Source organism: Clostridium nigeriense (genome assembly GCF_050585265.1).
Taxonomy (GTDB): domain Bacteria; phylum Bacillota; class Clostridia; order Clostridiales; family Clostridiaceae; genus Clostridium; species Clostridium nigeriense_B.
On record NZ_JBNOOE010000002.1, the window covers coordinates 95471 to 122351 of the forward strand.

At 27.5% G+C, this 26881-nt stretch carries 21 protein-coding genes; 15 read left to right on the forward strand and 6 right to left on the reverse strand.

The genetic code is table 11. The features are described from left to right. Nucleotides 1-44: 44 nt before the first annotated feature. The 7 genes from ACQPVP_RS02170 to yaaA all read left to right on the forward strand — a co-directional run bounded on the left by ACQPVP_RS02170 (nucleotide 45) and on the right by yaaA (nucleotide 9251). Nucleotides 45-1175: a metallophosphoesterase family protein gene (locus tag ACQPVP_RS02170; RefSeq protein ID WP_430846795.1), complete on the forward strand. Its 1131-nt coding sequence runs from the start codon at nucleotides 45-47 to the stop codon at nucleotides 1173-1175. Continuing rightward, nucleotides 1162-3897, forward strand: coding sequence for an AAA family ATPase (locus ACQPVP_RS02175; protein ID WP_430846797.1), 2736 nt, complete (start codon nucleotides 1162-1164; stop codon nucleotides 3895-3897). The genes ACQPVP_RS02170 and ACQPVP_RS02175 overlap by 14 nt, the downstream gene beginning before the upstream one ends. A 92-nt stretch (nucleotides 3898-3989) precedes the next feature. Further along, entirely contained in the window at nucleotides 3990-4949 is a 960-nt protein-coding gene (locus ACQPVP_RS02180; protein ID WP_430846799.1) for a metal ABC transporter solute-binding protein, Zn/Mn family, read from the forward strand. 164 nt (nucleotides 4950-5113) lie between these two features. Beyond that, nucleotides 5114-6928, forward strand: a complete 1815-nt coding sequence (locus ACQPVP_RS02185; RefSeq protein ID WP_430846801.1) for a MutS-related protein — start codon at nucleotides 5114-5116, stop codon at nucleotides 6926-6928. A gap of 104 nt (nucleotides 6929-7032) precedes the next feature. After that, on the forward strand, nucleotides 7033-7950 hold the full coding sequence (locus ACQPVP_RS02190; RefSeq protein WP_430846803.1) for an exonuclease domain-containing protein: 918 nt from the start codon (nucleotides 7033-7035) through the stop codon (nucleotides 7948-7950). 91 nt (nucleotides 7951-8041) lie between these two features. Further along, entirely contained in the window at nucleotides 8042-8458 is a 417-nt protein-coding gene (locus tag ACQPVP_RS02195) for a CBS domain-containing protein (RefSeq protein WP_430846805.1), read from the forward strand. Nucleotides 8459-8483: 25 nt separating this feature from the next. Then, the gene (gene yaaA / locus ACQPVP_RS02200) at nucleotides 8484-9251 is read left to right on the forward strand and encodes a peroxide stress protein YaaA (RefSeq protein WP_430846807.1); all 768 of its coding nucleotides are present in this window, start codon (nucleotides 8484-8486) and stop codon (nucleotides 9249-9251) included. A gap of 81 nt (nucleotides 9252-9332) precedes the next feature. Here yaaA and ACQPVP_RS02205 read toward each other — a convergent pair whose 3' ends face one another. Genes ACQPVP_RS02205 through ACQPVP_RS02215 form a run of 3 tightly spaced genes read right to left on the reverse strand, consistent with a single transcriptional unit; the run spans nucleotide 9333 to nucleotide 11373 of the window. Next, nucleotides 9333-9980: a DUF1292 domain-containing protein gene (locus ACQPVP_RS02205; protein WP_430846809.1), complete on the reverse strand. Its 648-nt coding sequence runs from the start codon at nucleotides 9978-9980 to the stop codon at nucleotides 9333-9335. 8 nt (nucleotides 9981-9988) lie between these two features. Beyond that, nucleotides 9989-10651: a PspA/IM30 family protein gene (locus tag ACQPVP_RS02210; protein WP_430846811.1), complete on the reverse strand. Its 663-nt coding sequence runs from the start codon at nucleotides 10649-10651 to the stop codon at nucleotides 9989-9991. Between the two features lie 17 nt (nucleotides 10652-10668). Then, nucleotides 10669-11373 carry a hypothetical protein gene (locus ACQPVP_RS02215; RefSeq protein ID WP_430846813.1) on the reverse strand — a complete coding sequence of 235 codons (705 nt, stop codon included), beginning with the start codon at nucleotides 11371-11373 and terminating at the stop codon, nucleotides 10669-10671. A gap of 329 nt (nucleotides 11374-11702) precedes the next feature. Here ACQPVP_RS02215 and rpsA point away from each other — a divergent pair, with 329 nt between their 5' ends. The 7 genes from rpsA (at nucleotide 11703) to ACQPVP_RS02250 (ending at nucleotide 21877) form a co-directional block, all read left to right on the forward strand. Beyond that, the gene (gene rpsA, locus ACQPVP_RS02220) at nucleotides 11703-12845 is read left to right on the forward strand and encodes a 30S ribosomal protein S1 (protein ID WP_430846815.1); all 1143 of its coding nucleotides are present in this window, start codon (nucleotides 11703-11705) and stop codon (nucleotides 12843-12845) included. Between the two features lie 199 nt (nucleotides 12846-13044). Continuing rightward, nucleotides 13045-13788 carry a hypothetical protein gene (locus ACQPVP_RS02225; RefSeq protein ID WP_430846817.1) on the forward strand — a complete coding sequence of 248 codons (744 nt, stop codon included), beginning with the start codon at nucleotides 13045-13047 and terminating at the stop codon, nucleotides 13786-13788. Nucleotides 13789-14060: 272 nt separating this feature from the next. Continuing rightward, the gene (gene kdpA, locus ACQPVP_RS02230; RefSeq protein ID WP_430846819.1) at nucleotides 14061-15800 is read left to right on the forward strand and encodes a potassium-transporting ATPase subunit KdpA; all 1740 of its coding nucleotides are present in this window, start codon (nucleotides 14061-14063) and stop codon (nucleotides 15798-15800) included. Nucleotides 15801-15814: 14 nt separating this feature from the next. Beyond that, on the forward strand, nucleotides 15815-17881 hold the full coding sequence (gene kdpB / locus ACQPVP_RS02235) for a potassium-transporting ATPase subunit KdpB (protein WP_430846821.1): 2067 nt from the start codon (nucleotides 15815-15817) through the stop codon (nucleotides 17879-17881). 11 nt (nucleotides 17882-17892) lie between these two features. Then, entirely contained in the window at nucleotides 17893-18486 is a 594-nt protein-coding gene (kdpC, locus tag ACQPVP_RS02240; protein ID WP_430846823.1) for a potassium-transporting ATPase subunit KdpC, read from the forward strand. Between the two features lie 15 nt (nucleotides 18487-18501). Further along, a complete protein-coding gene (locus ACQPVP_RS02245) occupies nucleotides 18502-21204 on the forward strand; it encodes a DUF4118 domain-containing protein (protein ID WP_430846825.1) in 2703 nt (900 codons plus the stop codon). Further along, nucleotides 21179-21877, forward strand: coding sequence for a response regulator (locus tag ACQPVP_RS02250; RefSeq protein WP_430846827.1), 699 nt, complete (start codon nucleotides 21179-21181; stop codon nucleotides 21875-21877). The genes ACQPVP_RS02245 and ACQPVP_RS02250 overlap by 26 nt, the downstream gene beginning before the upstream one ends. A 343-nt stretch (nucleotides 21878-22220) precedes the next feature. On the opposite strand, the gene ACQPVP_RS02255 is transcribed toward ACQPVP_RS02250, so the two are convergent. The 3 genes from ACQPVP_RS02255 to pyk form a co-directional block, all read right to left on the reverse strand. Next, nucleotides 22221-23120, reverse strand: a complete 900-nt coding sequence (locus tag ACQPVP_RS02255) for a M28 family metallopeptidase (protein ID WP_430846830.1) — start codon at nucleotides 23118-23120, stop codon at nucleotides 22221-22223. 1 nt (nucleotide 23121) lies between these two features. Next, on the reverse strand, nucleotides 23122-23466 hold the full coding sequence (locus tag ACQPVP_RS02260) for a hypothetical protein (RefSeq protein ID WP_430846832.1): 345 nt from the start codon (nucleotides 23464-23466) through the stop codon (nucleotides 23122-23124). Nucleotides 23467-23761: 295 nt separating this feature from the next. Beyond that, nucleotides 23762-25180 (reverse strand): pyruvate kinase, encoded by a 1419-nt coding sequence (gene pyk, locus ACQPVP_RS02265; RefSeq protein ID WP_430846834.1) that lies wholly within the window; start codon nucleotides 25178-25180, stop codon nucleotides 23762-23764. 138 nt (nucleotides 25181-25318) lie between these two features. Here pyk and ACQPVP_RS02270 point away from each other — a divergent pair, with 138 nt between their 5' ends. Beyond that, entirely contained in the window at nucleotides 25319-26770 is a 1452-nt protein-coding gene (locus ACQPVP_RS02270) for an aminoacyl-histidine dipeptidase (protein WP_430846836.1), read from the forward strand. Nucleotides 26771-26881: the final 111 nt, after the last annotated feature.

Below are 26881 nucleotides of genomic sequence, written 5' to 3' on the forward strand. Positions count from 1 at the left end.
TGATAAAATAGAACAAAAGTTCGCAAAGTGATAAAGGTGATAATATGAAAAAAATTAAGATATTACAAGCAGGAGATTTACATTTTGATACTCCTTTTAAAGATTTAAGTAAAAATATAGCGTTAATAAGCAAAGAAGAGTTATTAGAGGTTTTTAGTAAGATAATAGACATGGCTATGGAAAATTCTGTTGATATATTATTATTAACTGGGGATATCTTTGACAATTTAACTGTTAATAAAAAGACTTTAATTTTTATTAAGAATCAATTAGAGAGAATTAATAATATAAGAGTATTTATATCACCTGGAAATCATGATCCTTATAATGAAAAATCTTTTTATAAGATGATAAATTGGCCAGATAATGTTTATATCTTTAAAGGAAATTTAGAATCTGTAGTTATAGAGGAATTAAAAACAGTAGTATTTGGAGCAGCTTTTAATGAATATCATGTAAGGAAGAGTATGTTAAAGAATATCACTGCTAATACTGATTATATTAATATTATGACAATTCATGGTGACATTTCTAATACTGATGAAGGAAATGATTATAATCCAATTACTTTAAAAGATATAGGTAGTAGTGGATTGGATTATATAGCTATTGGTCATAGACATAATTTTAGTGGGATATTAAGAGAAAATAATACATATTATGCTTATGCTGGTTGTCCACAAGGAAGAGGATTTGATGAATTAGATAATAAAGGAATTATAATCGGGGAAATATCTAAAGGTGCTGTTGATTTAAGTTTTCATAGAACTTCAAAAAGAAATTATTATGTAAAAGAAATAGATATAAGCAATTCAGTAAGTTATGAAGATATTAAAATAAAGATAATATCATCTCTCAATGAGGAAGAAAGAAAAAATAATTTATATAAGATCATATTAAAAGGAGAAATAGAGCCCTTTATAAACCTTAAAGAAGAGGTAATTTTAGATAAAGTGAAAGATGACTTCTATTTTGTAAAGGTTATTGATAAAACAGAAGTAAAATTAGACTTTGATAAAATATCAAAGGATTACTCAATTAAAGGGGTTTATGCAAAAAAACTATTAGAAAAAATGGAAGAGGAAGATTGTAATAAAGAGCTTTTGAAAATGGCTTTAAAATTAGGAATACAATGTTTATCCTACGAGGAAGTGAATTTAAATGATTATAAATAAAATTAATATAATTTCCTTTGCAGGTCTAAAGGATAAGGTAATTGAATTAGAAGATAAAGTTAATTTAATATATGGAGAAAATGAAAAAGGTAAAAGTACAATACAAAACTTTATTAGAATCTGGCTATATGGCATGAGTTCTAAGAGAACTAAGGATATAAAGAGTAATGATAGATTGAGATTTACTCCAATAGATGGGGAAAAAATAAGGGGAGAGCTTTATGTTACTCATAATTCTAGAAGTTATATAATTAGAAGAAGTTTCGGAGCCACTAGAAAGGAAGATACGTCAGAAATCTTGGATGCAGAAACTGGAGAAGAAGTATTAGAAATACCTAAGGATGAACCAGGAAGGTACTTTTTTAATGTTAATGCAGCTACATTTTTTAAGACATTATTTATAAACCAGCTAGGGGTAGCAATATCTAAAGATAAGGAAGAAGAGATTATAGATAAGGCAGCGAACCTTCTTAATAGTGATAATGAAACTGTATCTATACAGAAATCCTTAGAAAAACTAGAAGGAATTAAAAAGTCTATAACTACACCTAGAAAGACAGGAGAATTAGATATATTAATAAATAAACTTGATGATTTAAATCAAGAAAGATATGAAGGATATAAATTATCAGAAGAAAATATAGATAAAGAACAGGATTTAATATCCCTAAGAGAAAAGAGTAGTGAGTTAAGAACAGAAATTAAGAACTTAGATATTTATAAAAAATATTTAAAGAAATCTAAGCTTCAAAAAGAATATGAAGAAATAACTGAATATCTAAGAAAGAGGGAGGAGCTAAAGAAAAAGGAAAGGTATATTGAAGAAAGTATATCCTCAAGGAATGGAATTATAGATGAAGTTTTATTAAATGATATTAAAGATGAAAACTCACTTTATTTTAGTCTTTTAGATATGAAGTCTGAAGAAGAAAAAAGTTTAAATAAAAGTAGGGAAATTTACTTATCTAAAAGAGAAAACTATGAGGAGTTACTTTTTATTGAAAATTTATCTAGTGAAGAAAAAAATAGATTTATAAAAGCGGTAATGGAAAGAGAAAGCTTAATTGAAAAAATCAATACTTATGAGGGATTAACTAGAGATATATCATTAATTAAAGATGATATTTCTAAAAAGGAGAAATTCATAGGTAGTGCAATAAATTTTAAAGATATAAGGGAAGAAATAGGTATATTATTAACAAAATACGAAGATAAATTAAAGGAGCTAAAATTTAGAGCAGAAGGATATTCAAATAAATCTCAGATAGAAATTAAGGAATTAGAGAAGAAGTTTAAGTTCTTTAGCATTATTTCTAGTATATCTTTCATTGTACTATTAGCATCAATTGTATTATATAAAGAAGCTTTACTGGTGATTGCAGTCGTAGCAGCAGTAGCTTTTTTATTAGCATATAAAACTATATCATTAAAAATTGAAATAGGAAGTGGAAGCAAATCTTCAATAAATATAGAAGATTTAGAGGAAGAAATAAGGAATATAGAAAAAGAAATATTTAAACATACTAAATTAGTTGAAGCCAAATCTTATGAGGATTTTATAAGAAAATTAAAGCTTTTTGATGATTTTAATAGTTATGTAGATAAACAGAATATGAAAATATCAGAAAAAGAAGCACAAATAAAGTTTTTAAATATTGATGTAGTTAAAGAAACTTATAGGGTTAATGAAGAATGTATAAATAGGATTTTAAATTTAGCTAATAGTGAAGAAATTAATAATGTTTTATTAATGCTTTCAAGGTATGAAGAAATTAATAATGAAGTTTTAGCTTTAAAAATAGATATTGAAAAGGAAGAAAAATCTATAGAAAAGTTAAATAATGAATTAAAAATTAGAGAAAGGAGGATAAGAGAAAAATTAGAATTTATAGGTCTACAGGATATTGATCTTTATGAATTAGAAGAAAAATTATTTGAGATTAAGGAAAAAATTAAGCAAAAAGATGAAATTCTAAAGACTTTAGAAAATATAGAAGGAGCATATAAGGCTTTAACTAAGGATAAAGATATAGAAGCTATAAAGGAAGAATTAAAAGATATAATTAATGAAAATATTAATTATAGTTATTCCTCAGAAGAAGAAATAGATAATCAAGTTTCTTTAAAGTCTCATGAATTAATAGAAGTTGAAAAAGAAATTAAAGATGTAGAAAATCATTTAAATAATAGATTTATAGGTAAGAGAACTATTCCTCAAATAGAAGAGGAGATTGAATTTGTTAAAGAAAAAATAAGTAAACTTGAACTTCTTCTAAAGGCAACAGAAATTGCTATAGATAATATGAATGAGGCTATTAGAGAAGTTAGAGGAAACTTTGGGAATATATTAAATTCAACTGTAATATATTATTTTAAAGATTTAACTAATAAGGAATATGATGATGTCATGGTGTCTGATTCTTATGATATGAAGGTAAGGAAAGGAAAAGAGATTCTTCCTGGAGCTATATTAAGTAATGGAGCAAATGATCAATTGTATTTATCTTTAAGGTTAGCTTTTATAAATATGATTTATAGGGGGATGGAGTTTCCAGTTATATTAGATGATGCATTTGTTCAATATGATGATGTTAGAACAGAGAAAGCCTTGGAATTATTAATAAGAAGTGATTTTAGGCAACTGCTTATTTTTACATGCCAATTAAGAGAAAAAAATATGTTTAATAATAAAAATATAGATTTTAATTATATAAATTTGTAATAATGTTAATAATAGTATTGACAAGATAAATTACAAACTATAAAATAATACCTATGAATAATGCAAATCATTTGCAAAAACGAGGTGTAATAATGAAGAAAAAATTAATAAGTCTTGGACTTATATTAGGTATATTAGTATCTTTTTCAGGTTGTGTAAGCAAGGATTCAGAAGAGGAGAAAGGAGAAAAACTAAGAGTAGGCGTTACTATTAGTCCATTAAAGGATTTTGCAGAAGCTATAGGTGGAGATAAAGTAGATGTATTTTCAATAATACCTGATGGTAGTGATGCTCATAGTTTTGATCCAAAGCCAAAGGATTTAAATAATTTAATAAGTTCAGATATATTTGTTTATAATGGACTTGGGATGGAAGAATGGATAGATTCTGTTTTAGGAACTGTTGAAGGAAAAGATGTAAAGGTCGTAGAAGCAAGTCAAGGCATAGATGCAATTAGCGTGTCAGAAGAAGAACTTGATGACCATGATCATGAAGAAGATGACCATGATAACGAAGAAGATGACCATGATCACAATCATGGAGGAAAAGATCCACATACTTGGTTAAGCTTAACTGATGCTATTATAGAAGCAGAAAACATAAAAAATGCTTTGGTTGAAGTAGATCCAGATAATAAGGATTATTATGAAGCAAATTTTGAAGAATTAAAGAATGATTTTAATACTTTATACGACGAATATGCAAATAAGTTTAAAAATCTAACTAATAAGGATTTTGTTACTGGACATGCTGCCTTTGGATACCTATGCAGAGATTTTGGACTAACTCAAAAAAGTATAGCTGATGTTTTCGGTGAGGGAGAATTAACACCTAAAAATTTAGAAGCATTAATAAACTATTGTAAAGAAAATGGAGTAAAAACAGTATTTAGTGAATCTACTGCAAGTGAAAAGGAAGCAGAGACTTTAGCTAAGGAAGTTGGAGCACAAGTAGTAAAAATTTATAGTCTTGAAACTAAGGAAGATAATATGAGTTATTTAGATGGAATGAAGTATAACTTAGAAACTATCTATAATGAGTTAAGTAAATAAAATAATAAATAATTTTTGTAAGTTAAGAATGAAAAATTTATATAGAAGTTTTCAATATAATGAGACTTTAACAATAAATTTTCATTCTTAATTTTTTTTAGCAATAAATAGTATATTTCTTTATTGGTTTTAATGGTAAAATAACTAAGTAAGGTGGTGTGTATATGAATAGGTCATTAAAGTTTTATGAAGATGAAATTTCTAAAAATGAAGATAGAATAAAAGACTTAAATAAAATTATTAATATAATTTCAGTTATAAGATTAGGAATAGTTTTAGCAGTTATAGCTACGGGATATTATTTCTTTAAAACAGAAAATATACTTTTATTAATTTTATCTATAGTAATAGGTTTAGCTTTTTTTCTTATTATTGCTATTTTTCATAATAAAAAGATAAGAGATAAAAAAGAATCACAATTAATTATTTCAATTAACAAAAGAGGAATAGATAGAATTAATGGGAATTTTAAAAATGTAGAAGATAAGGGAGAAGAGTTTTTAGATGAAAAACATCCATTTACAAGTGACTTAGACATATTTGGTAGAAATTCCTTATTTCAAATGATAAATTCCACTAAAACTAAATTTGGTAGAGAAAAGTTAAGTGAGATACTTTCCTTAAAAGATATACCTAGTAAAGATGAAATAGTAAAGAAGCAAGAAGCTATTAAGGAATTAGGAGAAAAAGTTAAGTGGAGACAAGAACTAGAAGTAAAGTCAACACTTAAGAAAAGCGGTTTAAAGGATATAGATAAATTATTAGAGTGGGCAAATTCTAAGGGAGAAATTAAACCTATATTTAAAATTGTTCCATATTTATTTATAGCTCTTACTATTATATCAATAGTATTAGTTACTCTTAGAATTTTACCTATAACATATTTAATATTAGTATTTATGATTAATTACGTAGTAGTTAAAGTTCTTACTAAAGATTTATCAGAAGTAATTTCACTATTTGATAGTCATAAAAAAGATATAGAGGCATATACAAATTTACTAAACTTAATGAATGAAGAAGAATTCAAGTCAGAATTATTAAAAGATTTAAAAGCAAAGCTTGTAGATGGTAATAAAAGTGCTATTAAAGAAATGCAAGCTTTGAAGTCATTAGTAGATTGGTTAGGAGATAGTACTGGAAATGCATACTATTTACTTTTAAATGTAACTATATTGTCAGATACTTTTATTTTAAGAAATCTAGAAGAATGGAGAAACTTAAATGGGAGTAAATTAAAAGGATGGCTTGAGGTTATGGGAGAAATTGAAGCCTTAGCTAGTATTTCTAATTTAGCATTTGATTTTGATAGTTGGTGCTATCCAGAAATATATAATGATGATAAGGTAGAGGGAATAGAAGTTGCCCATCCTATGCTTGGAATAAAGGCAGTTTCCAATAGTTTTGAATTAAATAAAAAAGAAGGAATTATAAGAAAGGTAGCTTTAATTACAGGATCAAATATGTCAGGTAAGAGCACTTTTTTAAGAACAATAGGTATAAATTTACTATTAAGTTATATTGGGGCTCCAGTTTGTGCTAAAAGCTTTAGTTGTAGTATTTTTAGTATTTATACATGTATGAGAACTAAAGATAATTTAGAAGAAAGTATTTCATCTTTCTATGCGGAGATTTTGAGAATAAAAATATTAATTGAAGCTGCTAAAAAAGGAGAAAAGGTATTTTTCTTATTAGATGAGATATTTAAAGGAACTAATTCAAGAGATAGACATGAAGGTGCTAAGGTTCTTATAAATCAGCTTGTTAAGAATGGATCTATGGGATTAGTTTCAACCCATGATTTAGAGCTTTGTGATTTAGAACAAAGTAGACATTGGATTAAAAACTACAATTTCCAAGAATACTATGAGGATGGTAAGATTAAGTTTGATTATAAACTTAGAGAAGGAAAGAGTAAAACACAAAATGCAGTTCATTTAATGAAGCTTGCAGGAATAAACTTTGATGAAAACTCCTAGGGGAGTTTTTTTCTTTTTGACTATTATTTACAACAATAGTAGTGAAAAGTTTCATAAAAAATGGCATAATATATTTAAGAGAATAAAGTAGTGAGAGGTATGAAATGTCATTTATAATAATTGATTTAGAGTTTAATAATTTAGAAGGCATACATAAATATTATCCTAATATACTTAAGGATTATCCAAACCTTGAAAGTATTGATTTAGATAATGAAATAATAGAAATAGGTGCTATAAAATTAGATAATTACATGAAGCCATTAAAAGAATTTAAAACGTATATTAAGCCATCAGTTATTCCAGTTTTAAATCCTAAAATATCAGAAATAACAAATATTACAGAACAGGATTTAGGAAATGGATTACCATTTCCAGAAGGTATGGATGAGTTATCAAAGATTATTGATGATGGTGATATAATATGTTCTTGGGCAAAGGACGATATTATTGAGATAATAAGTAATGCAATATATCATAAATATGAAAATTTAAGCTGGTTAAAAAATTATTTAGATTTACAAGAATATTCTACTAAGATTCTAGGTAAGAAAAAATCTCTAAGTTTAAAAAATGCATTAGAAGAATTAAAGATAAAAGTTGACAATAGTAAGTTACATGATGCATTAAATGATGCAGTTTATACAGCAGAAGTATTTAGGAGAATATATAATTCTAGAGTATTAAAGAATTATATTATTAAGGATATATATAATATGCCAGCAGTAGAAGTTAAGAATTTAAGCGAATATAAATTGGATAAGGAAAAAATAAGTTGTAAATGTCCAAAATGCAATATAAAAATAGATTTAGAATACGGTTTTATTCCAATGAAATGGAGATTTTTATCTCTTGGTAAATGCCCAAAATGTGATAACAAAGTAATAAATGAAGTTATAGTTAAGAAAACTTTCAGTGGAGAAGAAGTATATAATGAAGTTTCAACCATAATAGACGAAATAGAATATATGAATTATAGTTATAAAATCAAAAAAATGGATAATAAATTAATTAAGTATTAAAATTATTATATTCTAAAACAATTACATTCTAGATATGATAAAATATAGATGTGACTTGATTTATAATTGAAGTATGGGGGAAAGAGACATTATGAATATAGCATTTTTTTTAACACCTAAAAATGAGGTGATATATGAATATCTAGATTCTACTATGAGACAAGTTATTGAGAAAATGGAGCATCATGGATATACAGCTATTCCATTAATAGATAAAGACGGTAAATATGTTGGAACTTTAACTGAAGGAGATTTACTTTGGAAGCTTAAAAACACTCCTGATTTAAACTTTAGAAATACTGAAAATGTAAGAGTAAATGATATATCAAGAAAAAGAAAGCATAAAAGTGTTTCAATAAGTGCTGACGTTGAAAGTTTAATATCTTTAGCTACTAGTCAAAATTTTGTACCGGTTGTAGATGATGAAGGAATTTTTATTGGAATAATTAAGAGAAGTGATATAATTAATTATTGTTATAGTGAAATGAAAAAGAAAGAAATAGTATAAAATATAAGATAAAAGGAGGATTATTATGTTAGTAGTTATTTCTCCTGCAAAAACATTAGATTTTGAAGAAAAAGATAGTAACTTACCTATGAGTGAACCTAGATTCTTAGATAAGTCGCAGGAAATAATAGATGAAATTGTTAATTACGATAGTTATTCTTTAGAGAAGCTTATGAAAATAAGTACAAAATTAGCTACATTAAACAGAGATAGATTTCAAAAATGGACTAAAAGTCTAGATACTTCAAAGCAAGCAATTCTTGCTTTTAGAGGTGATGTTTATAGGGGGATGGATGTAGGAAGCTTATCACATTCAGAACTTTTCTATGCTAACGAGCATTTAAGAATATTATCAGGATTATATGGAGTTTTAAGACCTTTTGATGGAATTAATGAATACAGACTTGAAATGGGAACTAAGTTAAAAGTAAATGGATTAAAAGATCTTTATGAATTTTGGGATACTACATTAGAAGAAAGCTTAATAGAAGAATTAAAGTCTCATAAAAATAAGACCATAATTAATTTAGCATCATATGAATATTTTAAATCTATAGAAGGTTTAATAAAAAGTAATAAGGTAAATGTAGTAACTCCTATATTTAAAGAGTTAAGAGGCGAAGAATACAAGATTATAACCTTCAATGCTAAAAAGGCTAGAGGGGTTATGACTAGATATATAATACAAAATGAAATTGAAGATATTGAAGATATTAAGAAGCTAGATATAGATGGATACTTATTTAATGAAGATATGTCTACAGAAAAGGAATTAGTATTTATAAAGGAATAATAAAATGGTTGCCTTTTGGGGCAACCATTTTATTATTATTTATGAATTATCTAGTATATATTTTCTATTGTGTGAAGCACATTATGCTTGCTCATAAGTTTCAACTATAAGATTGAATTCTTCCTCGTCTGTAATTTCACCAAAATCATCAGATGAAATTCCAGGATAATAGTATAGAAGAAGCTTATCATTACTATCTAGTAAATTTTCAAGAGCTATATAAAGCTTATCTTCAACACAGTTTTCAAGTGTTGCAAGCACTTTATATCTGCTAGATTTTCCAGTATTATTATTAGTTAAATCTAAAATAAAGTTTTTGTGAAAACGAACATTTAACTTAGATTTATCACAAGATTTTATATATGAATTAACTTTACATCCGCTGCAACTTTTAAAATCACATTCTTTTATGCAATTAAGACAAGAACATTTGGAACAATTTTCGAATTGAATAAAATCCTCTGAATTATCACTTTTATATTGTTCTAACTTTAATATGCTATCATCTTTTTTAAAAAAATTAAATTTTTTATTTTTACTAGAATACTCAGCATCATTAAGCATTTCTATATATTTTTTTAATATAGGAAGTTTCGAATAATACTTTCTTCTTTTTAATATATTTGAATCAAGAAAGGGAGAAACCTCACTTATTGCATAAGTAATTTCAGTATAAGTCTTTCCAATAGTGTCCCTTTCAGTATTTATAAAATCTATAGTATTAGACATTTAATCACCTAATTATTATTATTATTATTTTTATACTTTTCAAGCTCTAAGTCTAAATCAACAGTATCTAAAGCTTCAAATTCACTTTCAAATGTATTTACATCTCTAAGTTCGTTTAAACCATGAGCTAAAGCTTCGTGTTTTTGAATTTTTCTTTCTATACTATCTATTTCAATAGAATTTGATTTAGTTTGAACATTTGCAAGAACTTCGTTCACTTTTTGACTAGCTTTAGCATTACTGTATCTAGCAGCAGCTTCATCTCTATAGCTTCTAGTTTTATTTATTTCCGCTTCTAAAGCAGCAAGGTTTTTCTTAATTGTATCGGCTTGATGTCTTGCATTTTCATAACTAGTCTTTAAGCTTTCTAACTTCTTCTCAGACTCTATTTTTCTTGCTAAAGCTCTTTTAGCTAGGTCTTCATTATTTTTAGATAAAGCTAATTTTACCTTATCTTCAAAATCCTTAACTTCTACTTCACAAGCATCCATTTGCTTTTTTATTTCGTGAGCATTCCCGATTATTTGAGCAGAGTTTAATTTTGCAGAATTTAATTGCTTTTCCATATCTCTAATTTTTTGATCTAATAATTCTATTGGATTTTCCATTTCATCTAAAGTTGAATTAACTTTTGATTTTAACATGTTTGACATTCTTGTAAATATACCCATATAAGTATCCTCCTAAATTAATATTTTCTATTTTTCAAATAAATTTTTATTATAGCCATTATAATTACAAATACTATTGCCATTATTAATATGGAGCCAAAGGATATACCTCCACCCCCCATACTAAAGCCAAAGCTTCGCATAGATGATAATCCATATAAGATATCTCCTAATGAGAATCCACCACTATTGTCATAATTGTCATAGCTATTTGGTTCATTGTTGTAATCTTTATCTTGAGTTGTATTATTTTTATCTGTAGTGCTATAAGAACCAGAAGAAAATCCCTTTGATGTTCCAGATTTACCTTTATCTACATCACTACTATATGATCCACTTTTAAAACTTCCAGAATTACTACTAGAGTTACTAGAGTTACTTTGACTCTTTGAGCTATTGGAACTACTAGAGCTATTTGAAGAACTAGAGCTGCCACTGCTATAGGATCCGCTTTTAAAACTACTAGAAGACTTATAAACATTTGATTTTCCACCACTTGATTTAAAGCTACTAGAGCTTTTAGAACTACTAGAACTCTTGAATCCGCTAGAACTTTTAAAACCACTTGATGTTTTAGTTTTAGCTGATACTATAGTTTCACCATGAGTAATTGTATCAAAAATAGGAACTGTATCTATAAGAAAACTAGAAGTTAAAAAAATAAAGGTTAAAAATACACTAAATATTATTTTTTTACTGTTATTTCTTTTTATAAGGTTCACCTCCAAGAAAAGATTATAAATTTATTTTATATAAAAAATATAAAATATTCAAAATTCATTTATGGTTAAAAGTTAGTAAAAAAATTAAAAATTACATAAGTAACTAATAATTACTATACATATCGTAATATATCTCTTATTTACTTATTATAATTACATTATAATAAGGTATTATATAACTCATATCTTGTATCTATTTAATATAATAATTATAACACAATTAATTTTACTAATAATTAATATAAAGTTAATATTATAAAAACTTGTAATCAATATCACATTCAACTAAAATTAAAGTAGAGCACAACATATTTTAAGGAGTGAAATACATGACAAATCAGAATTTTGAAGGAACTATGGGAGACTTATTAAAGGACTTTGATGTTAAGAGAATAAGAACTGGAGATATATTAGACGGAGAAGTTATTGATGTTAATGATAAAGAAGTTATGGTTAATATTAATTATGCCTTTGATGGACTTATTGAAAAAGAAGAACTAACAAATATGGATAAAGACCCTAGAGAAGTTGTTAATATAGGAGATAAAATTAAGGTTTATGTTTTATCGCCAAATGACGGAGAAGGATATGTTCAATTATCAAGAGTAAAAGCTTTAGAGGTTACTGAAAAAGAAGATATTAAAAAGGCTTTTAATAATGAAGAAGTTATTACGGTTTATATAAAGGAAGAAGTTAAAGGTGGATTAGTTGCTTACTATGGAAATATTAGAGTATTTATACCAGCTTCTTTATCTTCAAGAGAAAGAATTAATTTATCTGATTTAATTGGAAAAGAATTAGAAGTTAAAATAATTGAATTAGATTTTAAATCAAGAAAAATAGTAGCTTCAAGAAGAGTAATTGAAGATGAAATATTTGAAAATAATAAAAAAGAATCATGGAAATCAATTAAGTCTGGTGAAAAGAGATCAGGTATTGTTAAAAAGATTATTAGAGCTGGTGCACTAGTTGATATTGGGGGAGTAACTGGATTAATTCACTTAAATGACTTAGCTTGGGGAAGAGTTCATAGAGCTGAAGATGTAGTTAAAGAAGGGGATAAGGTTGAAGTATTCGTTGGAGAAGTAGATACTAAAAATGAAAGAGTATCTTTAATCTTAAAAGATATTAATGAAGATCCTTGGACTAAATATGGAGATGCCTTAAAGCTTGGGGGAGTTTTAGATGGAAAGGTAGTTAACTTCTTAAAGTTTGGTGCCTTTGTAGAATTATTCCCTGGAGTTGAAGGGTTAGTTCATATAAATGAAATCTCAGAAGAGAACATAGCAAAGCCATCAGATGTATTAACTTTAGGACAAAATGTAAAAGTTAAGGTATTAGATGTTGATAAGACTAATAAGAAAATATCATTAACTATAAAAGATGCTGAAGAGAAATCTAAAGAATATTTACAATACAATGATACAGATGAAGGAGTATCATTAGGAGACTTATTTAAAGGATTATTCTAAGAAAAAAATCAGTAATGAAAAAATTTAAATATAGAATTATTTAAGGAACTCACTTTATGCTGAGTTCCTTATATTTTTATTATTACAAATATATTTTATGAATATAGAAATTTTTAAATTAAAGTTGATATTAATGATAAAATATAGTATTATATAACTCATAATGAAGTTTGATATATTATTTATGAGGGGGATTATTATGAGGGGGAGTAATAGACCTAGGAGATTTTTTAAATTTATTACTTCTATAATTTGTTTAATTGTAGTAGCATACTCATTACAAATGTTTAGCTTATTTAGAAAGACATCTAGTGATTTATTTGATATAGAAAATCAAAGTTTAGAGGAAATTTTAGATGAAGCAAAAGAGATTAAAATACAGAGAAAAATTTTTTCCTTTAGAAAGCATTACTATGTAAGCGTGGATAATGTAGTGGTTGGAGAAGTAAGAGGAAGATTTTTCACTCCTTTTGGAGATAAACTTGAATTATTAGATTCAAAAGGAAATGTAATAAAAAGTGAGTATCAAATAAAAAGATTAGGACCTACTTATGGAAATTTATTTAATATTTCTTTAGATAGGCTGGCTGAAGTTAGTGATTCTAATGGTAATGTTACTGGATATATTGGAGAAGAAAAACTAAGTGATTTTTGGAAATTAAATCGTAGGCAGTACTTTTATGATGAAACAGGAAGAAAGATAGGTAGTGGGAAACAAAAATTTTTTATGTTTTGTAAGGATTATACTATAACTAACTCCAAAGGAGATAAAGTTTATGATATAGATGGTAATATATTCAGTTTAACTTCAAAATTCAATATAACTAAAGTTAATAATGAAAATATAGATGAAGAAGATGTTATTTTTTATACTATTATTGAGAATTCAATACTGGATAATAAAAGTAAAGAATCATCATCTAATAATTCAAAAAATAAATAATTTATATTTCAGAGTAAACAAACTTTGAAATCTTTTAAAGGCTCTTTGTAATAGTTTTATTATAAAGAGTCTTTTTATAATAGTTACTTTTTCAAATCTTTATACAATCTTAATGTCATCATAATTAATCCTAACACCATCTTAATATTAATCCTAATATAATTTAAGGCATAAGGGGGGACAAAGATGTCAGTAATTATTATTCTTATAGGTTTAGTAGCTTTATCATTATTTGTTTATTTAACTTATATTTTGTTAAGAGGTGAAAAGGAATGATTAACTCAATAATACAGTATTCACTATATTTAGGGATATTAATTATATTAGCTATTCCATTAGGAAATTATATTGGAAAAGTAATGAATGGTGAGAAAACATTTTTAAGTAGGATATTAAATCCTGTAGAAAGTTTTATATATAAAACAATTAATATCGATAAGAATGAAGAGATGGATTGGAAAAAATATGCGAAATCTGTATTAGCTTTTAGCTTAATAGGATTTATAATTTTATTTTTATTGCAAATACTTCAAGGAATTCTTCCTTTAAATCCAGAAGGTGTTAATGGAATGAGCTTAGATTTAAGTTTTAATACAGCATCTAGTTTTGTAAGTAATACCAATTGGCAAGCTTATTCAGGAGAAAGTCAATTAAGTTATCTTACTCAAATGATTGGATTAACTGTTCAAAACTTTGTATCTGCAGCAACAGGCATAGCAGTTTTATTTGCACTTATAAGAGGGTTTACTAGAGTAAAAGAAAAGACTATAGGTAATTTTTGGGTGGACGCAACCAGAAGTATAGTTCATATTTTAATGCCTTTATCAATAGTGGTTTCATTATTAATAGTTTCTCAGGGAGTCGTGCAAAATTTTTCATCATATAAAGAAGTAGATTTATTACAACCTATAACTCTTGAAGATGGAACAGTAATAACCAAACAAGTTATACCACAGGGGCCAGCAGCTAGCCAAATTGCAATTAAACAATTAGGAACTAATGGAGGGGGATTTTTTGGTGTAAACTCAGCTCATCCTTTTGAAAATCCAACACCTTTTAGTAATTTAGTAGAAATGATATCTATTTTATTAATACCAGCAGCGTTATGTTTTACTTTTGGAAGAAATATAAAGGATAAAAGACAAGGAAGAGCAATATTTATTTCTATGTTTTTAATGCTGATTATAGCACTTGGAGTGATAGCAGTAAATGAATCAAAAGGAACACCACAGCTTGCTCAAAATGGAGCTGTAAATATATCATCAATAAATCAAGCTGGTGGTAATATGGAAGGGAAGGAAGCTAGATTTGGTATAGCCTCTTCATCAACTTGGGCAGCCTTTACAACTGCAGCTTCTAATGGATCAGTTAATTCTATGCATGATAGCTATACACCTCTAGGGGGAATGGTAACTATGTTATTAATGCAATTAGGAGAAGTCATATTTGGGGGAGTTGGATGTGGACTGTATGGAATGTTAGCCTTTGCAATAATAGCAGTTTTTATAGCAGGACTTATGGTTGGAAGAACTCCAGAATATTTAGGAAAGAAAATAGAGCCTTTTGAAATGAAAATGGCTATGTTAGTTTGTCTTGCAACACCAATAGCTACATTAATAGGTAGTGGAATTGCTTCGTTAGTACCAAGTGTAGCTAATAGCCTTACTAATAGTGGAGCTCATGGTTTTTCAGAAATGTTGTATGCATATTCATCAGCAGGTGGAAATAATGGTTCATCCTTTGCAGGATTTCAAGCAAATACAGTTTTTATAAATATTAGTTTAGGTTTAATGATGTTATTTGTAAGATTTGTACCTATGTTAGGAACTCTTGCTATTACAGGATCTTTAGTTCAAAAGAAAAAAGTAGCAGTTGGGGTAGGAACATTACCAACCCATAATGCTTTATTTATAGGGTTATTAATATTTATTGTTCTTTTAGTAGGTGCTTTAAGCTTTTTCCCAGCACTTGCATTAGGACCAATAGCAGAATTTTTTCAGTCAATAGGATAGAAGGAGGAAGTTAAATGAGAGAGAATAAAGGTTTTTTATCTGATAAAAAAATATTAAAAAGAGCCATTAAAGATTCATTTATAAAATTAAATCCAAAAACACAAAAAGAAAATCCAGTAATGTTTATAGTATATATAGCTTCTATCTTAACAACAATTTTATATCTTTTAGCTTTATTAGGAATTAAAGATAATTCACCAAATTTTATTTTAGAAATAGCAGTGTTACTTTGGTTTACAGTTATATTTGCAAATTTTGCAGAAGCTATTGCTGAAGGAAGAGGAAAAGCTCAGGCTGATGCATTACGTTCAGCTAAAAAAGATGTATTAGCAAATAAGATTCCATCTATAGGAGAAAGAGAAAATATAAAAAAAATAAATTCAACTGAACTTAAAAAAGGAGATATTATTATTGTCTTTTCAGGAGAACAAATTCCAGCTGATGGAGATGTTATAGATGGAGCAGCTTCTGTAGATGAAAGTGCAATTACAGGAGAATCAGCTCCAGTTATTCGTGAAAGCGGTGGTGATAGAAGTGCAGTTACAGGCGGAACTACAGTAATATCAGATTGGTTAATTATTAAAGTAAGCAACGATCCTGGTGAAAGTTTTATGGATAAAATGATAGCTATGGTAGAGGGGGCAGCTAGAAAGAAAACACCAAATGAAAAAGCCTTAGAAATACTTTTAGTTTCTCTGACAATAATATTTCTTATAGTAACAGTTTCCTTATACACTTATTCTGAATTTATTTCCAGTGAGGCAGGTAAGATAAATAGCACATCTATAACTTCATTAATAGCTTTATTAGTTTGCTTAGCTCCAACAACCATAGGAGCGTTATTATCTGCCATTGGAATTGCAGGAATGAGTAGGTTAAATCAAGCAAATGTACTTTCTATGAGTGGTAGAGCTATTGAGGCTGCTGGTGATGTAGATATATTAATGTTAGATAAGACAGGAACTATAACACTTGGAAATAGACAAGCTACTGAATTTATACCTGTAGATGGAGTCGATATAAAAGAATTAGCAGATGCAGCACAATTATCTTCTATTGCAGATGAAACTCCAGAGGGAAGAAGTATAGTAATTTTAGCAAAAAATCAATTTGGAATTAGGGCAAGAGATATGAGTACTTTAAATGCTAAATTTATTGAATTTACTGCTAAAACTAGAATGAGCGGAGTAGATTTTAACGGTAATGGAATAAGAAAGGGAGCTTCAGATGCAGTCAAAAACTATATTTTAGAAAATGGAGGGTATTTCTCTAAAGAATGTGAAGAAAAAGTTAAGGAAATTGCAACAATTGGGGGAACTCCATTAGTGGTTGCTAAAAATAATAAGGTATTAGGGATAATACATTTAAAGGATATAGTTAAAAAGGGTGTAAAAGAAAAATTTGCAGATCTTAGAAAAATGGGAATTAAAACAATAATGATTACAGGTGATAATCCGTTGACTGCAGCAGCAATAGCAGCAGAGGCTGGAGTTGATGACTTCTTAGCAGAGGCAACTCCAGAAGGAAAACTAAATATGATAAGAGATTTTCAAAAGAAAGGTCACTTAGTTGCAATGACTGGAGATGGTACGAATGATGCACCAGCCTTAGCACAAGCAGATGTTGCTGTTGCCATGAATACAGGAACACAAGCAGCAAAAGAAGCTGGTAATATGGTAGATTTAGATTCATCACCTACTAAACTTATTGAAATAGTTAGAATAGGAAAACAGCTTTTAATGACAAGAGGCGCATTAACTACATTTAGTATTGCGAATGATATAGCAAAATATTTTGCAATAATACCACCTTTATTTATTGGACTTTATCCAGAATTACAAAAGTTAAATGTAATGGGGTTAAATAGTCCTGAAAGTGCAATATTATCAGCAGTTATTTATAATGCGTTAATTATAATAGCACTTATACCACTAGCATTAAAGGGTGTAAAATACAGAGAAGTCCCAGCTAATAAATTATTATCAAGAAATTTATTAGTATATGGATTAGGAGGAATAATAGCTCCATTTATAGCAATTAAACTTATAGATATTATAATAACTGCAATTGGTTTAGTGTAGGAGGAATAGTCATGAAAATAATTGGAAAGGCATTTAAGTTTATACTAGTTTTTACTTTAATTTGTGGTTTAATATATCCAATTTTTATAACAGGAATTTCACAAATTTTATTTAAGAATAAGGCAAATGGTAGTATTATAGAAATAGATGGTAAAGCCTATGGAAGTATTTTACTAGCACAAGAGTTTAGTGGAAATGAATATATGTGGGGACGTGTTATGAATATAGATACTACTACTTACAAAAATGAAGATGGAGAAATTCTAATGTATTCAACACCATCAAACTTAAGTCCAGCAAGTGATGAGTATGAAAAGATAATGGAGAAAAGAGTTAATAAAATTAAAGAGTCAAACCCTGATAAAAAAGATGATGCTATTCCAGTAGATTTAGTTACAGTTTCAGGAAGTGGACTTGATCCACATATTTCATTAGAAGCAGCAGAATATCAAGTAGATAGAATAGCAAAAAGTCGTAATATAAGCAATGAAGAAGTTGAGAATATTATTGATAAATATACTAAAGGAAGAGCTTTTGGTATATTTGGAGAAGAAACTGTTAATGTTTTAGAAGTTAATTTAGCTTTAGATGGGATATTAAAATAATGAGGTGCTAAGTTTATGGAAAATCGTCCTAATCCTGATGATTTATTAAGAAAGATAAATGAAAATGAAGAAAAAAACAAAAAAGGAAAACTGAAAATATTCTTTGGTTATGCTGCTGGTGTAGGGAAGACTTATGCAATGTTAGATGCTGCTCATTCAGCTAAAAAAGCAGGCATTGATGTTGTGGTTGGATATATAGAACCTCATGCAAGACCAGAAACATTAGCTCTTTTAAATGGATTAGAGGTTTTACGAAATTTAGAAGTTGAATATAAAGGAATAGTTTTAAAGGAATTTGATTTAGATGGAGCTTTAAAAAGAAAACCAGAATTAATATTAGTAGATGAGCTTGCACATACAAATGCTCATGGACTAAGGCATAAAAAACGATATAGTGATATAGAAGAACTTTTAAATGCAGGTATTGATGTTTACACAACAGTAAATGTACAGCATATAGAAAGCCTTAATGATATAGTTGCATCAATTACTCATGTAGTGGTAAATGAAAGAGTTCCAGATAGAATTTTTAATGATGCATCTCAAGTTGAACTTATAGATATTGAACCTTCTGATTTAATGAAAAGATTAAATTTAGGAAAGATATATAAAAATGAACAAGCTAAAAAAGCATTAGATAACTTCTTTATTAGAGAAAATCTAGTAGCTTTACGTGAAATAGCATTAAGAGAAACTGCAGATAGAGTTAATAAGGAAGTGAATATTAACAAGATTTATAGTAAAAATATATATCACACTAATGAGCATATATTAGTATGCTTAAGTTCAGCTCCATCTAATGCCAGAGTTATAAGAGCTGCTGCCAGAATGGCAGATGCATTTAGTGCAAAGTTTACAGCTTTATTTGTAGAAACAAAATCATCTAAAGATTTAGGAGAAAAGAACATTCAAAGTTTAAGAAAAAACTTGAAGCTAGCAGAGGAATTAGGAGCTAATATAGAAACTGTATATGGAGATGATGTACCTTATCAGGTATCTGAATATTCCAAGTTAAGTGGTGTGTCTAAGATTATAATTGGTAGAACAAAAAGAAGAAAAAAGTTTTTATTATCTAAGCTTAGCTATGTAGATAGAATTATGGAATTAACGCCAGATATAGATATATATGTTATACCAGATAATGAAAATACTATAGATAGAAGAAAATATGAAATGAAATTCATGAATATATCAGTTTCAGATACTATAAAAACCTTAAGTATATTACTTGGAGCTGTAATAATTGGTTTAATATTATATAACTTAGGATTTAGTGAATCCAATATAATTACAGTATTTATACTAGGCGTATTATTAATATCAAATAAGACTAGTGGATATATTTATGGTGGCTTTGCTTCCTTGGCTAGTGTAGTACTATTTAATTTATTATATACAGATCCAAGGTTTTCACTTAATTTCTATAATCCAGGGTATTTAGTTACCTTTGTAATAATGATGACTTCCGCATTAGTTACAAGTACATTGACTAATAAAGTTAAATATCAAGCAAATGTATCAGCAGTAATTGCAAACAGAACTAATATATTACTAGAAGCAAGTAGAGATTTAGAAAGAAGCGATAATTTATCAGATATTATATTAACAGCTCAACGACAATTGTATAAATTTTTAAAGAAACCAATTATAATTTATCAAGTTGAAAACGAGGATATAAAAAGTATTTATAATTATAAGTATGATGATGGTAGTGAGATAGATAGAGAATATGCAAGTGAAGATGAAAAGGGAGTAGTCCTTTGGACTATAAAAAACAAAAAAAGAGCAGGAGCAAATACAGATACAATTCCAGGAGCAAAGGCAATGTATATTCCTCTTTTGGGACAAGAAAATGTTATGGCTGTAATTGGAATAGTAATGGGAGAAAATGAAGTAATAGATAGTAGTGAAAAATCATTATTAGAGGCTATGATAAGTCAGATATCTTTTGCGATAGAAAAGTATAATTTAAATGAATCTAAGAAAAATGCTTTAATGCAAGCTGAAAATGAAAGATTTAGAGCCAACTTATTAAGAGCTGTGTCTCATGATTTAAGAACACCACTTACTAGTATATCTGGAAGTGCTAGTTCAATATTAAATAATAATTTTGATGAAGAAACAAAAAGAAAATTGACATTAGACATTTATGATGATTCTATTTGGTTAATAAATCTAGTTGAAAATTTATTATCAGTATCTAGATTAGATAATGGAAATGTAAAATTAAATACAGAGCCTCAGTTAGTTGAAGAGATAATAAATGAAGCTCTTCAACATGTTAATCGTAAGATTTCTGACTATGATGTTAAGATTAATATTAAAGATGATTTATTATTAGTAGATGTAGATGTAAGATTAATAGTACAAGTTATGATAAATATAATAGATAATGCTATTAAATATACTGAAATAGGAACGGAAATAAGAATAGATGTTTTTACAAAAGGTAAAAAGGTTATAGTAGAAGTTATAGATAATGGTATAGGTATTAGTAAGCAGAATCAGGAGTGTATATTTGATATGTTCTTTACCATTAAAGGAAATAAAGTTGATAGTAGAAGAGGATTAGGTTTAGGACTTGCCTTATGTAAGTCAATAATAAATGCTCATGGTGGGGAAATTTATGTTAGAAATAATTATCCTCATGGAACAGTAATAGGATTTACACTATCAAAGGTGGAGGTTAATAATGAAAGAATCAATTTTGGTAATTGAAGATGATAAAGCAATAAGAAATTTTATGCATGCAACTCTAGAAGTTCATTCTTACAACTGTTTTGTAGCAGAAAACGGAAATCAGGGAATAATTCTTGCTACATCACATAAACCGGATATTATTATATTAGACTTAGGTCTTCCAGATATAGATGGAGTTAATATAATAAAAAAAATTAGAACATGGTCTAATTGTCCAATAATAGTTGTTAGTGCTAGAAGTGAAGATAAAGATAAAATTGAAGCCTTAGATTCTGGAGCTGATGATTATTTAACTAAGCCTTTTAGTGTAGATGAATTACTAGCAAGAATAAGGGTTGCTATTCGTAAAATGAATTATGATAATACAAAAAAAGAAGAAAGTAGTGAATTTATAAATGGAGATTTAAGAATAGACTACGCATCAGGATGTGTATTTATTGAAAATGGAGAAACTCACTTAACTCCAATAGAATATAAATTACTATGTTTATTAGCCAAAAATGTAGGGAAGGTATTAACTCATACTTATATATTAAAAGAGATTTGGGGAGTAGCATATGAAAGTGATATACCATCCTTAAGGGTTTTCATGGCTACTTTAAGAAAAAAGATAGAAAAAAATTGTGAAAAAAATACTTATATACAAACTCATATAGGCGTTGGATATAGACTTGTTAGGATTCAAGATTAATACAATTACTTCTATCTAACATTTAAATATTTTTAATTTTATTATAATTGTAAAATATATTAATCAAAAGTTGTCAGAAGTATATTTTAAAAAGAATAAGGAGAATAATCTTTATGAGATTTTATAAATTTTTGGGGAACGTAGGTGTCTTGATTCTTTTATTTCTAAACAAAATAATTGAACAAATTGATAAAGTGCCTCATCATATAGATATGATTGATGATAGCTATGAATTAATAATTTATAAAATATATAACTTAATAAAATTTCGCTAAAAGGAATTTTCACGAAAAATAAAAGATAACATATCTAAAAATATTTTTATATATGTTATCTTTTATTTTTAAAAATCAACTTCTTTTATATATTGAGCTAATGCTTCTGAAATTTTTTTTATTTTTCTATAATCTATTAAATTAGGATCATCATTTTCATTTAATATAAACTCTCCAATATCCTTTTGCGAAATATGAATATTAGGATATCCATTTTTTTCGAAAGAAACATAATCACTAACTCCATAACCCTGTTCATATGCAAGTCTAGATTTTTCTGTAGAAAAATCTTCCGTATAATCTATCTCGTACTCTCCTAATACTTCTTTTATTCCTGAATATAATTTTTTTGATTCTTCTAAGTGACTTAAATTCTTTAAGCCTAATCCACTAGAGTTAATTGAATCTTTTATTCCTATACAATCTATATTAATATTATAGACATTCTCATAATTTAGTTCAGATAGTTTTAATACAAAATCTTCACTTCCCTTATACCCATTCATTTCAGCATTTGTCATTAAAAATATTACATCTTGATTAAGCTTATTTGTCTCTGAAAATTCCTTTAGTTTTTTTGCTATTTCAATTACTGCTGAAACTCCTGAGGCATTATCAACTGCCCCATTATACCAAGCATCAAAATGAGCTGTTAATATAATAGCTTTTTTGTTATTTTCGCCACTAATTTTTCCAATAATATTATTTATTTTTATTAAATCATAATTAAAACTATTAAGATATGAGTCTTCAAATACAAACTCTAAATCCATTTCTTTATATAGATTATTAATATAATCTGATGCCTTTTGATTTCCATAACTTTTAAATTCCCTATCATTAATTTCGTCAGAGCATAAATAATTTATAATATTTCTAATATTATAAATATCCTTATTAATAATTTTATTAATAAATATTACAATCAAAAAAAAAATTGCTAATATTATAAAAGTCTTTTTTTTCATATCAATCTTTATATCCAGTGCTTGCTAATATCCATCCAGAATAATATGAATCATACGTTCTAACTTTATACCAAGCTCTTCCATATTGATCATAAGTAGTGCCATATTCCATTCTCCATAATACCGTATTACATGGAGCATAATAAACTCTATAAGATGCTTCATCTCTTTGTGCATATATATATGCTCCTGATGAAGCAGTCACTATAAATGATCCTGACTCCCTAGGTTGTATAATATTTGTTTTATTATTAGTTACTGTTTCTGCCTTTACATCTTTACCTGGAATTACTAATGACGTCGATAACATAACACTTACTAATGTAATAATTAATGTTTTTTTCATATATTTATCTCCTTTACATATAAAATAATTAATAATTATTTTATATGTGTAATTTATACTTATTATGATTTCTTCGCTAAATGAAATTTTCACGAAGAAAATAAAAATAACGGTTTTAAGACATTTATAGCATATTAAAGTTTAAAGAAATCATGGTTTTTAGTTTAATATAAATAAACATATGCAAAAAGATACCATTTCGTAACATTAGTTTCTAAATAGTATCTTTTAAATTATAGCATCAATAATATTACTGTGACTTGGAATGAATTCTAGGTCAGAAGTAACATTATATTTATACTTTTTCTATTTTTAGCATATTAGTTCCGCCGGTAGTAGCACTAGGCATTCCTGCTGCAACTATAATATCCTCGCCTTTTTCTGCAAAGGATAACTTTGTTGCAACTTTCTTTGCTTCACTTAGTATTTCATCAGTAGTAGTGAATACTTCACATTTTGTTGGATAGATACCAAAATTAAGGTTTAGTCCTCGTCTAACTTCATCATATGGAGTTATAGCAATAATTGGACATTTAGGTCTATATTTTGATATAAGCTTTGCTGTAGCTCCACTATTAGTTGCTGCAACTACTGCTTTTGCGTGTAATAGGTTTGAACTTCTACATGCTGAATAACTAATAGCTTCTGAGAAGGAAGTAAGTGAAGGTTCTTTCAATCTCTTATTTAAGTAGTTGTAATCTAAGTTGGCTTCTGTTTCTATAGCTATTCTAGACATCATTTCAGCAGCTTCAATTGGATAACTTCCACTAGCACTTTCTCCACTTAACATAATTGCATCTGTTCCATCAAAAATAGCATTACATATATCACATGCCTCAGCTCTAGTAGGAAGAGAGTTCCTTATCATAGAATCTAACATTTGTGTTGCTGTAATTACTATTTTACCAGCTTCATTACATTTTCTTATTATGTTCTTTTGGATTATAGGGACTTTTTCAATTGGAATTTCAACTCCCATATCACCTCTAGCTACCATTATTCCATCAGAAGCCTCTATAATTGCATCGATATTATCAACACCTTCTTGATTTTCGATTTTAGCTATAATTTGAATGTAATCTCCACCATGACTTTTTAGAACATCTCTTACATCTTGGATGTCAGAAGCTTTTCTTATAAAGGAAGCAGCAACAAAATCAATTTTATTTTCACATCCAAAAATTAAATCTTCTTTATCTTTTTCAGTAATAGAAGGAAGATTTATTTTAACATTTGGTACATTTACACCTTTATGATTTTTAATAGTACCACCAACTGTAACTAAGCATTTAATTTCTTTTCCATTAATTTCTTTTATTTTAAATCTTAATAAACCATCATCTACTAAGATTTCTCCACCCACTTTAACATCTCTATATAAATCTCTATATGAAACTGTACATTTTTCATTATCACCTAATATTTCATCATCACATATAAAAGAAAAGTCATTACCTTCATGAAGTTCTACACCGTCATTAACAAAGTTATGAGTTCTTATTTTAGGACCTTTAATATCAAGGATAATTGCTGTAGGAGAGTTTAAATCTTCTCTTACTTTTTTTATAAGATCTATTTTTTCTTTGTGAGTTTCGTGAGTTCCGTGAGAAAAGTTTAATCTTGCAGCACTCATTCCAATTTGGATAAATTTTCTTAGAATATCTTCAGTATCACTTGCGGGGCCAATGGTAAAAATCATTTTTGTTTTTTGCATAACATCACCTCATAATAAAAATTGTGAATATTCCGAATAATTATAATAAAAAAATAAAATTTAAGTATCATATATACTATGATATACTTTATTTATAATATAATTCTAACATAATTTAGTAGGAAAGGAGATAAAAACATGAATGTTTTACAAAATTTAGAACCTAAGAAGGTCTTTCAATATTTCGAGGAAATCTCACAAATCCCAAGGGGTTCAGGAAATGAAAAGGAAATAAGCGATTACTTAGTAAGTGTTGCTAAAAAGCTTAATTTAGAAGTTTACCAAGATGAGGCTTTAAATGTAATAATTAAAAAACCTGGTACAAAGGGATATGAAAATTCACCAACTGTTATTCTTCAAGGACATATGGATATGGTTTGTGAAAAAAATAAGGGAACAGAACATGATTTTGAAAAGGATCCATTAAAATTAAGAATTGTAGATGATATGGTTTATGCAACAGATACTACCTTAGGAGCAGATAATGGAATTGCAGTTGCATATTCATTAGCTATTCTAGACTCTACAGATATTCCACACCCACCGCTAGAAGTATTAATTACTACTGATGAGGAAACTGGAATGTCAGGAGCTATGGCAGTTTCTAAAGAGCATATTACTGGAAAAATTCTTTTAAACTTAGATAATGAGGAAGAAGGACACCTATTAGTAAGTTGTGCTGGTGGAATTAGAAGCAAGCACTTATTAAAAGTTAATTTAGAAGAAGTAGGAGACTACAATAATTTCTTACATATTGCAGTGAGAGGATTAAAAGGTGGTCACTCAGGAATGGAAATTAATAAGGAAAGAGGAAACTCTAATAAGATTATGGGTAGAATCTTAAAATCGTTATTAAATATAGATTATAAATTAGCATCAGTTCATGGTGGATCAAAAAATAATGCTATTCCTAGAGAAGCAGATGCAGTAATTGCTGTTAAAGCTAGTGACTTAGAAAAAGCAAAAGAAATAATTAATTCATGGAATCCTATTTTAGTAAATGAATTAAAAACTCAAGATCCAGGAGTTAATGTTTCTATATTAGAAAACACAGAAAAAGTTGAAAAATTATTTACAAGAGTAGATACAGAAAAAGCAGTAAATTTACTTTACTTAATACCAAATGGAATTAACACTAATAGTGTTGAAATAGAGGATTTAGTTGAAAGTTCAACAAACTTAGGAGTAGTTATTACCAATGGAGATATTGTTGAATATGATAGTGCAATAAGAAGTTCAATAGCATCTTTAAAGGATGAAATAGTATTAAGAAGTAAAACAGTAGCAGATTTAATAGGTGCAAAATTTGAAACTACTGCTGGATATCCAGAATGGCAATATGATAGTGAATCAAAGGTAAGAGGAATATGTCAAGATGTATATAAGAGAATGTATGGAAAAGAAGCTAAGATAGTAGCAATTCATGCAGGGGTTGAATGTGGATTATTTAATGAAAGATTAGGAAAATTAGATATGATAAGCTTTGGACCTGATCTTTATGATGTTCATACACCAGAAGAACATATGAGTATTTCATCAGTTAAAAATGTTTGGGAATACTTACTTGAAGTTCTTCAGGAATTAAAATAAAAAATAGAATTATAAGAAAGAAATTTGGCTTAGTGCTGAATTTCTTTTTTTCTTAATTAGCTATTTACCTTAATTCTTTCCTTTAAGTAACTATATTACTTGAAAGTGCGT

Coding starts and splice junctions, on each gene's coding strand:
- ACQPVP_RS02195 (WP_430846805.1), top strand. CDS start 8,042: ATGAATATAGCATTTTTTTTAACACCTAAAAATGAGGTGATATATGAA.
- rpsA (WP_430846815.1), top strand. CDS start 11,703: ATGACAAATCAGAATTTTGAAGGAACTATGGGAGACTTATTAAAGGAC.
- pyk (WP_430846834.1), bottom strand. CDS start 25,180: ATGCAAAAAACAAAAATGATTTTTACCATTGGCCCCGCAAGTGATACT.
- ACQPVP_RS02175 (WP_430846797.1), top strand. CDS start 1,162: ATGATTATAAATAAAATTAATATAATTTCCTTTGCAGGTCTAAAGGAT.
- ACQPVP_RS02260 (WP_430846832.1), bottom strand. CDS start 23,466: ATGAAAAAAACATTAATTATTACATTAGTAAGTGTTATGTTATCGACG.
- ACQPVP_RS02270 (WP_430846836.1), top strand. CDS start 25,319: ATGAATGTTTTACAAAATTTAGAACCTAAGAAGGTCTTTCAATATTTC.
- ACQPVP_RS02250 (WP_430846827.1), top strand. CDS start 21,179: ATGAAAGAATCAATTTTGGTAATTGAAGATGATAAAGCAATAAGAAAT.
- ACQPVP_RS02170 (WP_430846795.1), top strand. CDS start 45: ATGAAAAAAATTAAGATATTACAAGCAGGAGATTTACATTTTGATACT.
- ACQPVP_RS02180 (WP_430846799.1), top strand. CDS start 3,990: ATGAAGAAAAAATTAATAAGTCTTGGACTTATATTAGGTATATTAGTA.
- ACQPVP_RS02255 (WP_430846830.1), bottom strand. CDS start 23,120: ATGAAAAAAAAGACTTTTATAATATTAGCAATTTTTTTTTTGATTGTA.
- ACQPVP_RS02190 (WP_430846803.1), top strand. CDS start 7,033: ATGTCATTTATAATAATTGATTTAGAGTTTAATAATTTAGAAGGCATA.
- kdpC (WP_430846823.1), top strand. CDS start 17,893: ATGAAAATAATTGGAAAGGCATTTAAGTTTATACTAGTTTTTACTTTA.
- kdpA (WP_430846819.1), top strand. CDS start 14,061: ATGATTAACTCAATAATACAGTATTCACTATATTTAGGGATATTAATT.
- ACQPVP_RS02245 (WP_430846825.1), top strand. CDS start 18,502: ATGGAAAATCGTCCTAATCCTGATGATTTATTAAGAAAGATAAATGAA.
- ACQPVP_RS02210 (WP_430846811.1), bottom strand. CDS start 10,651: ATGGGTATATTTACAAGAATGTCAAACATGTTAAAATCAAAAGTTAAT.
- kdpB (WP_430846821.1), top strand. CDS start 15,815: ATGAGAGAGAATAAAGGTTTTTTATCTGATAAAAAAATATTAAAAAGA.
- yaaA (WP_430846807.1), top strand. CDS start 8,484: ATGTTAGTAGTTATTTCTCCTGCAAAAACATTAGATTTTGAAGAAAAA.
- ACQPVP_RS02185 (WP_430846801.1), top strand. CDS start 5,114: ATGAATAGGTCATTAAAGTTTTATGAAGATGAAATTTCTAAAAATGAA.
- ACQPVP_RS02225 (WP_430846817.1), top strand. CDS start 13,045: ATGAGGGGGAGTAATAGACCTAGGAGATTTTTTAAATTTATTACTTCT.
- ACQPVP_RS02205 (WP_430846809.1), bottom strand. CDS start 9,980: ATGTCTAATACTATAGATTTTATAAATACTGAAAGGGACACTATTGGA.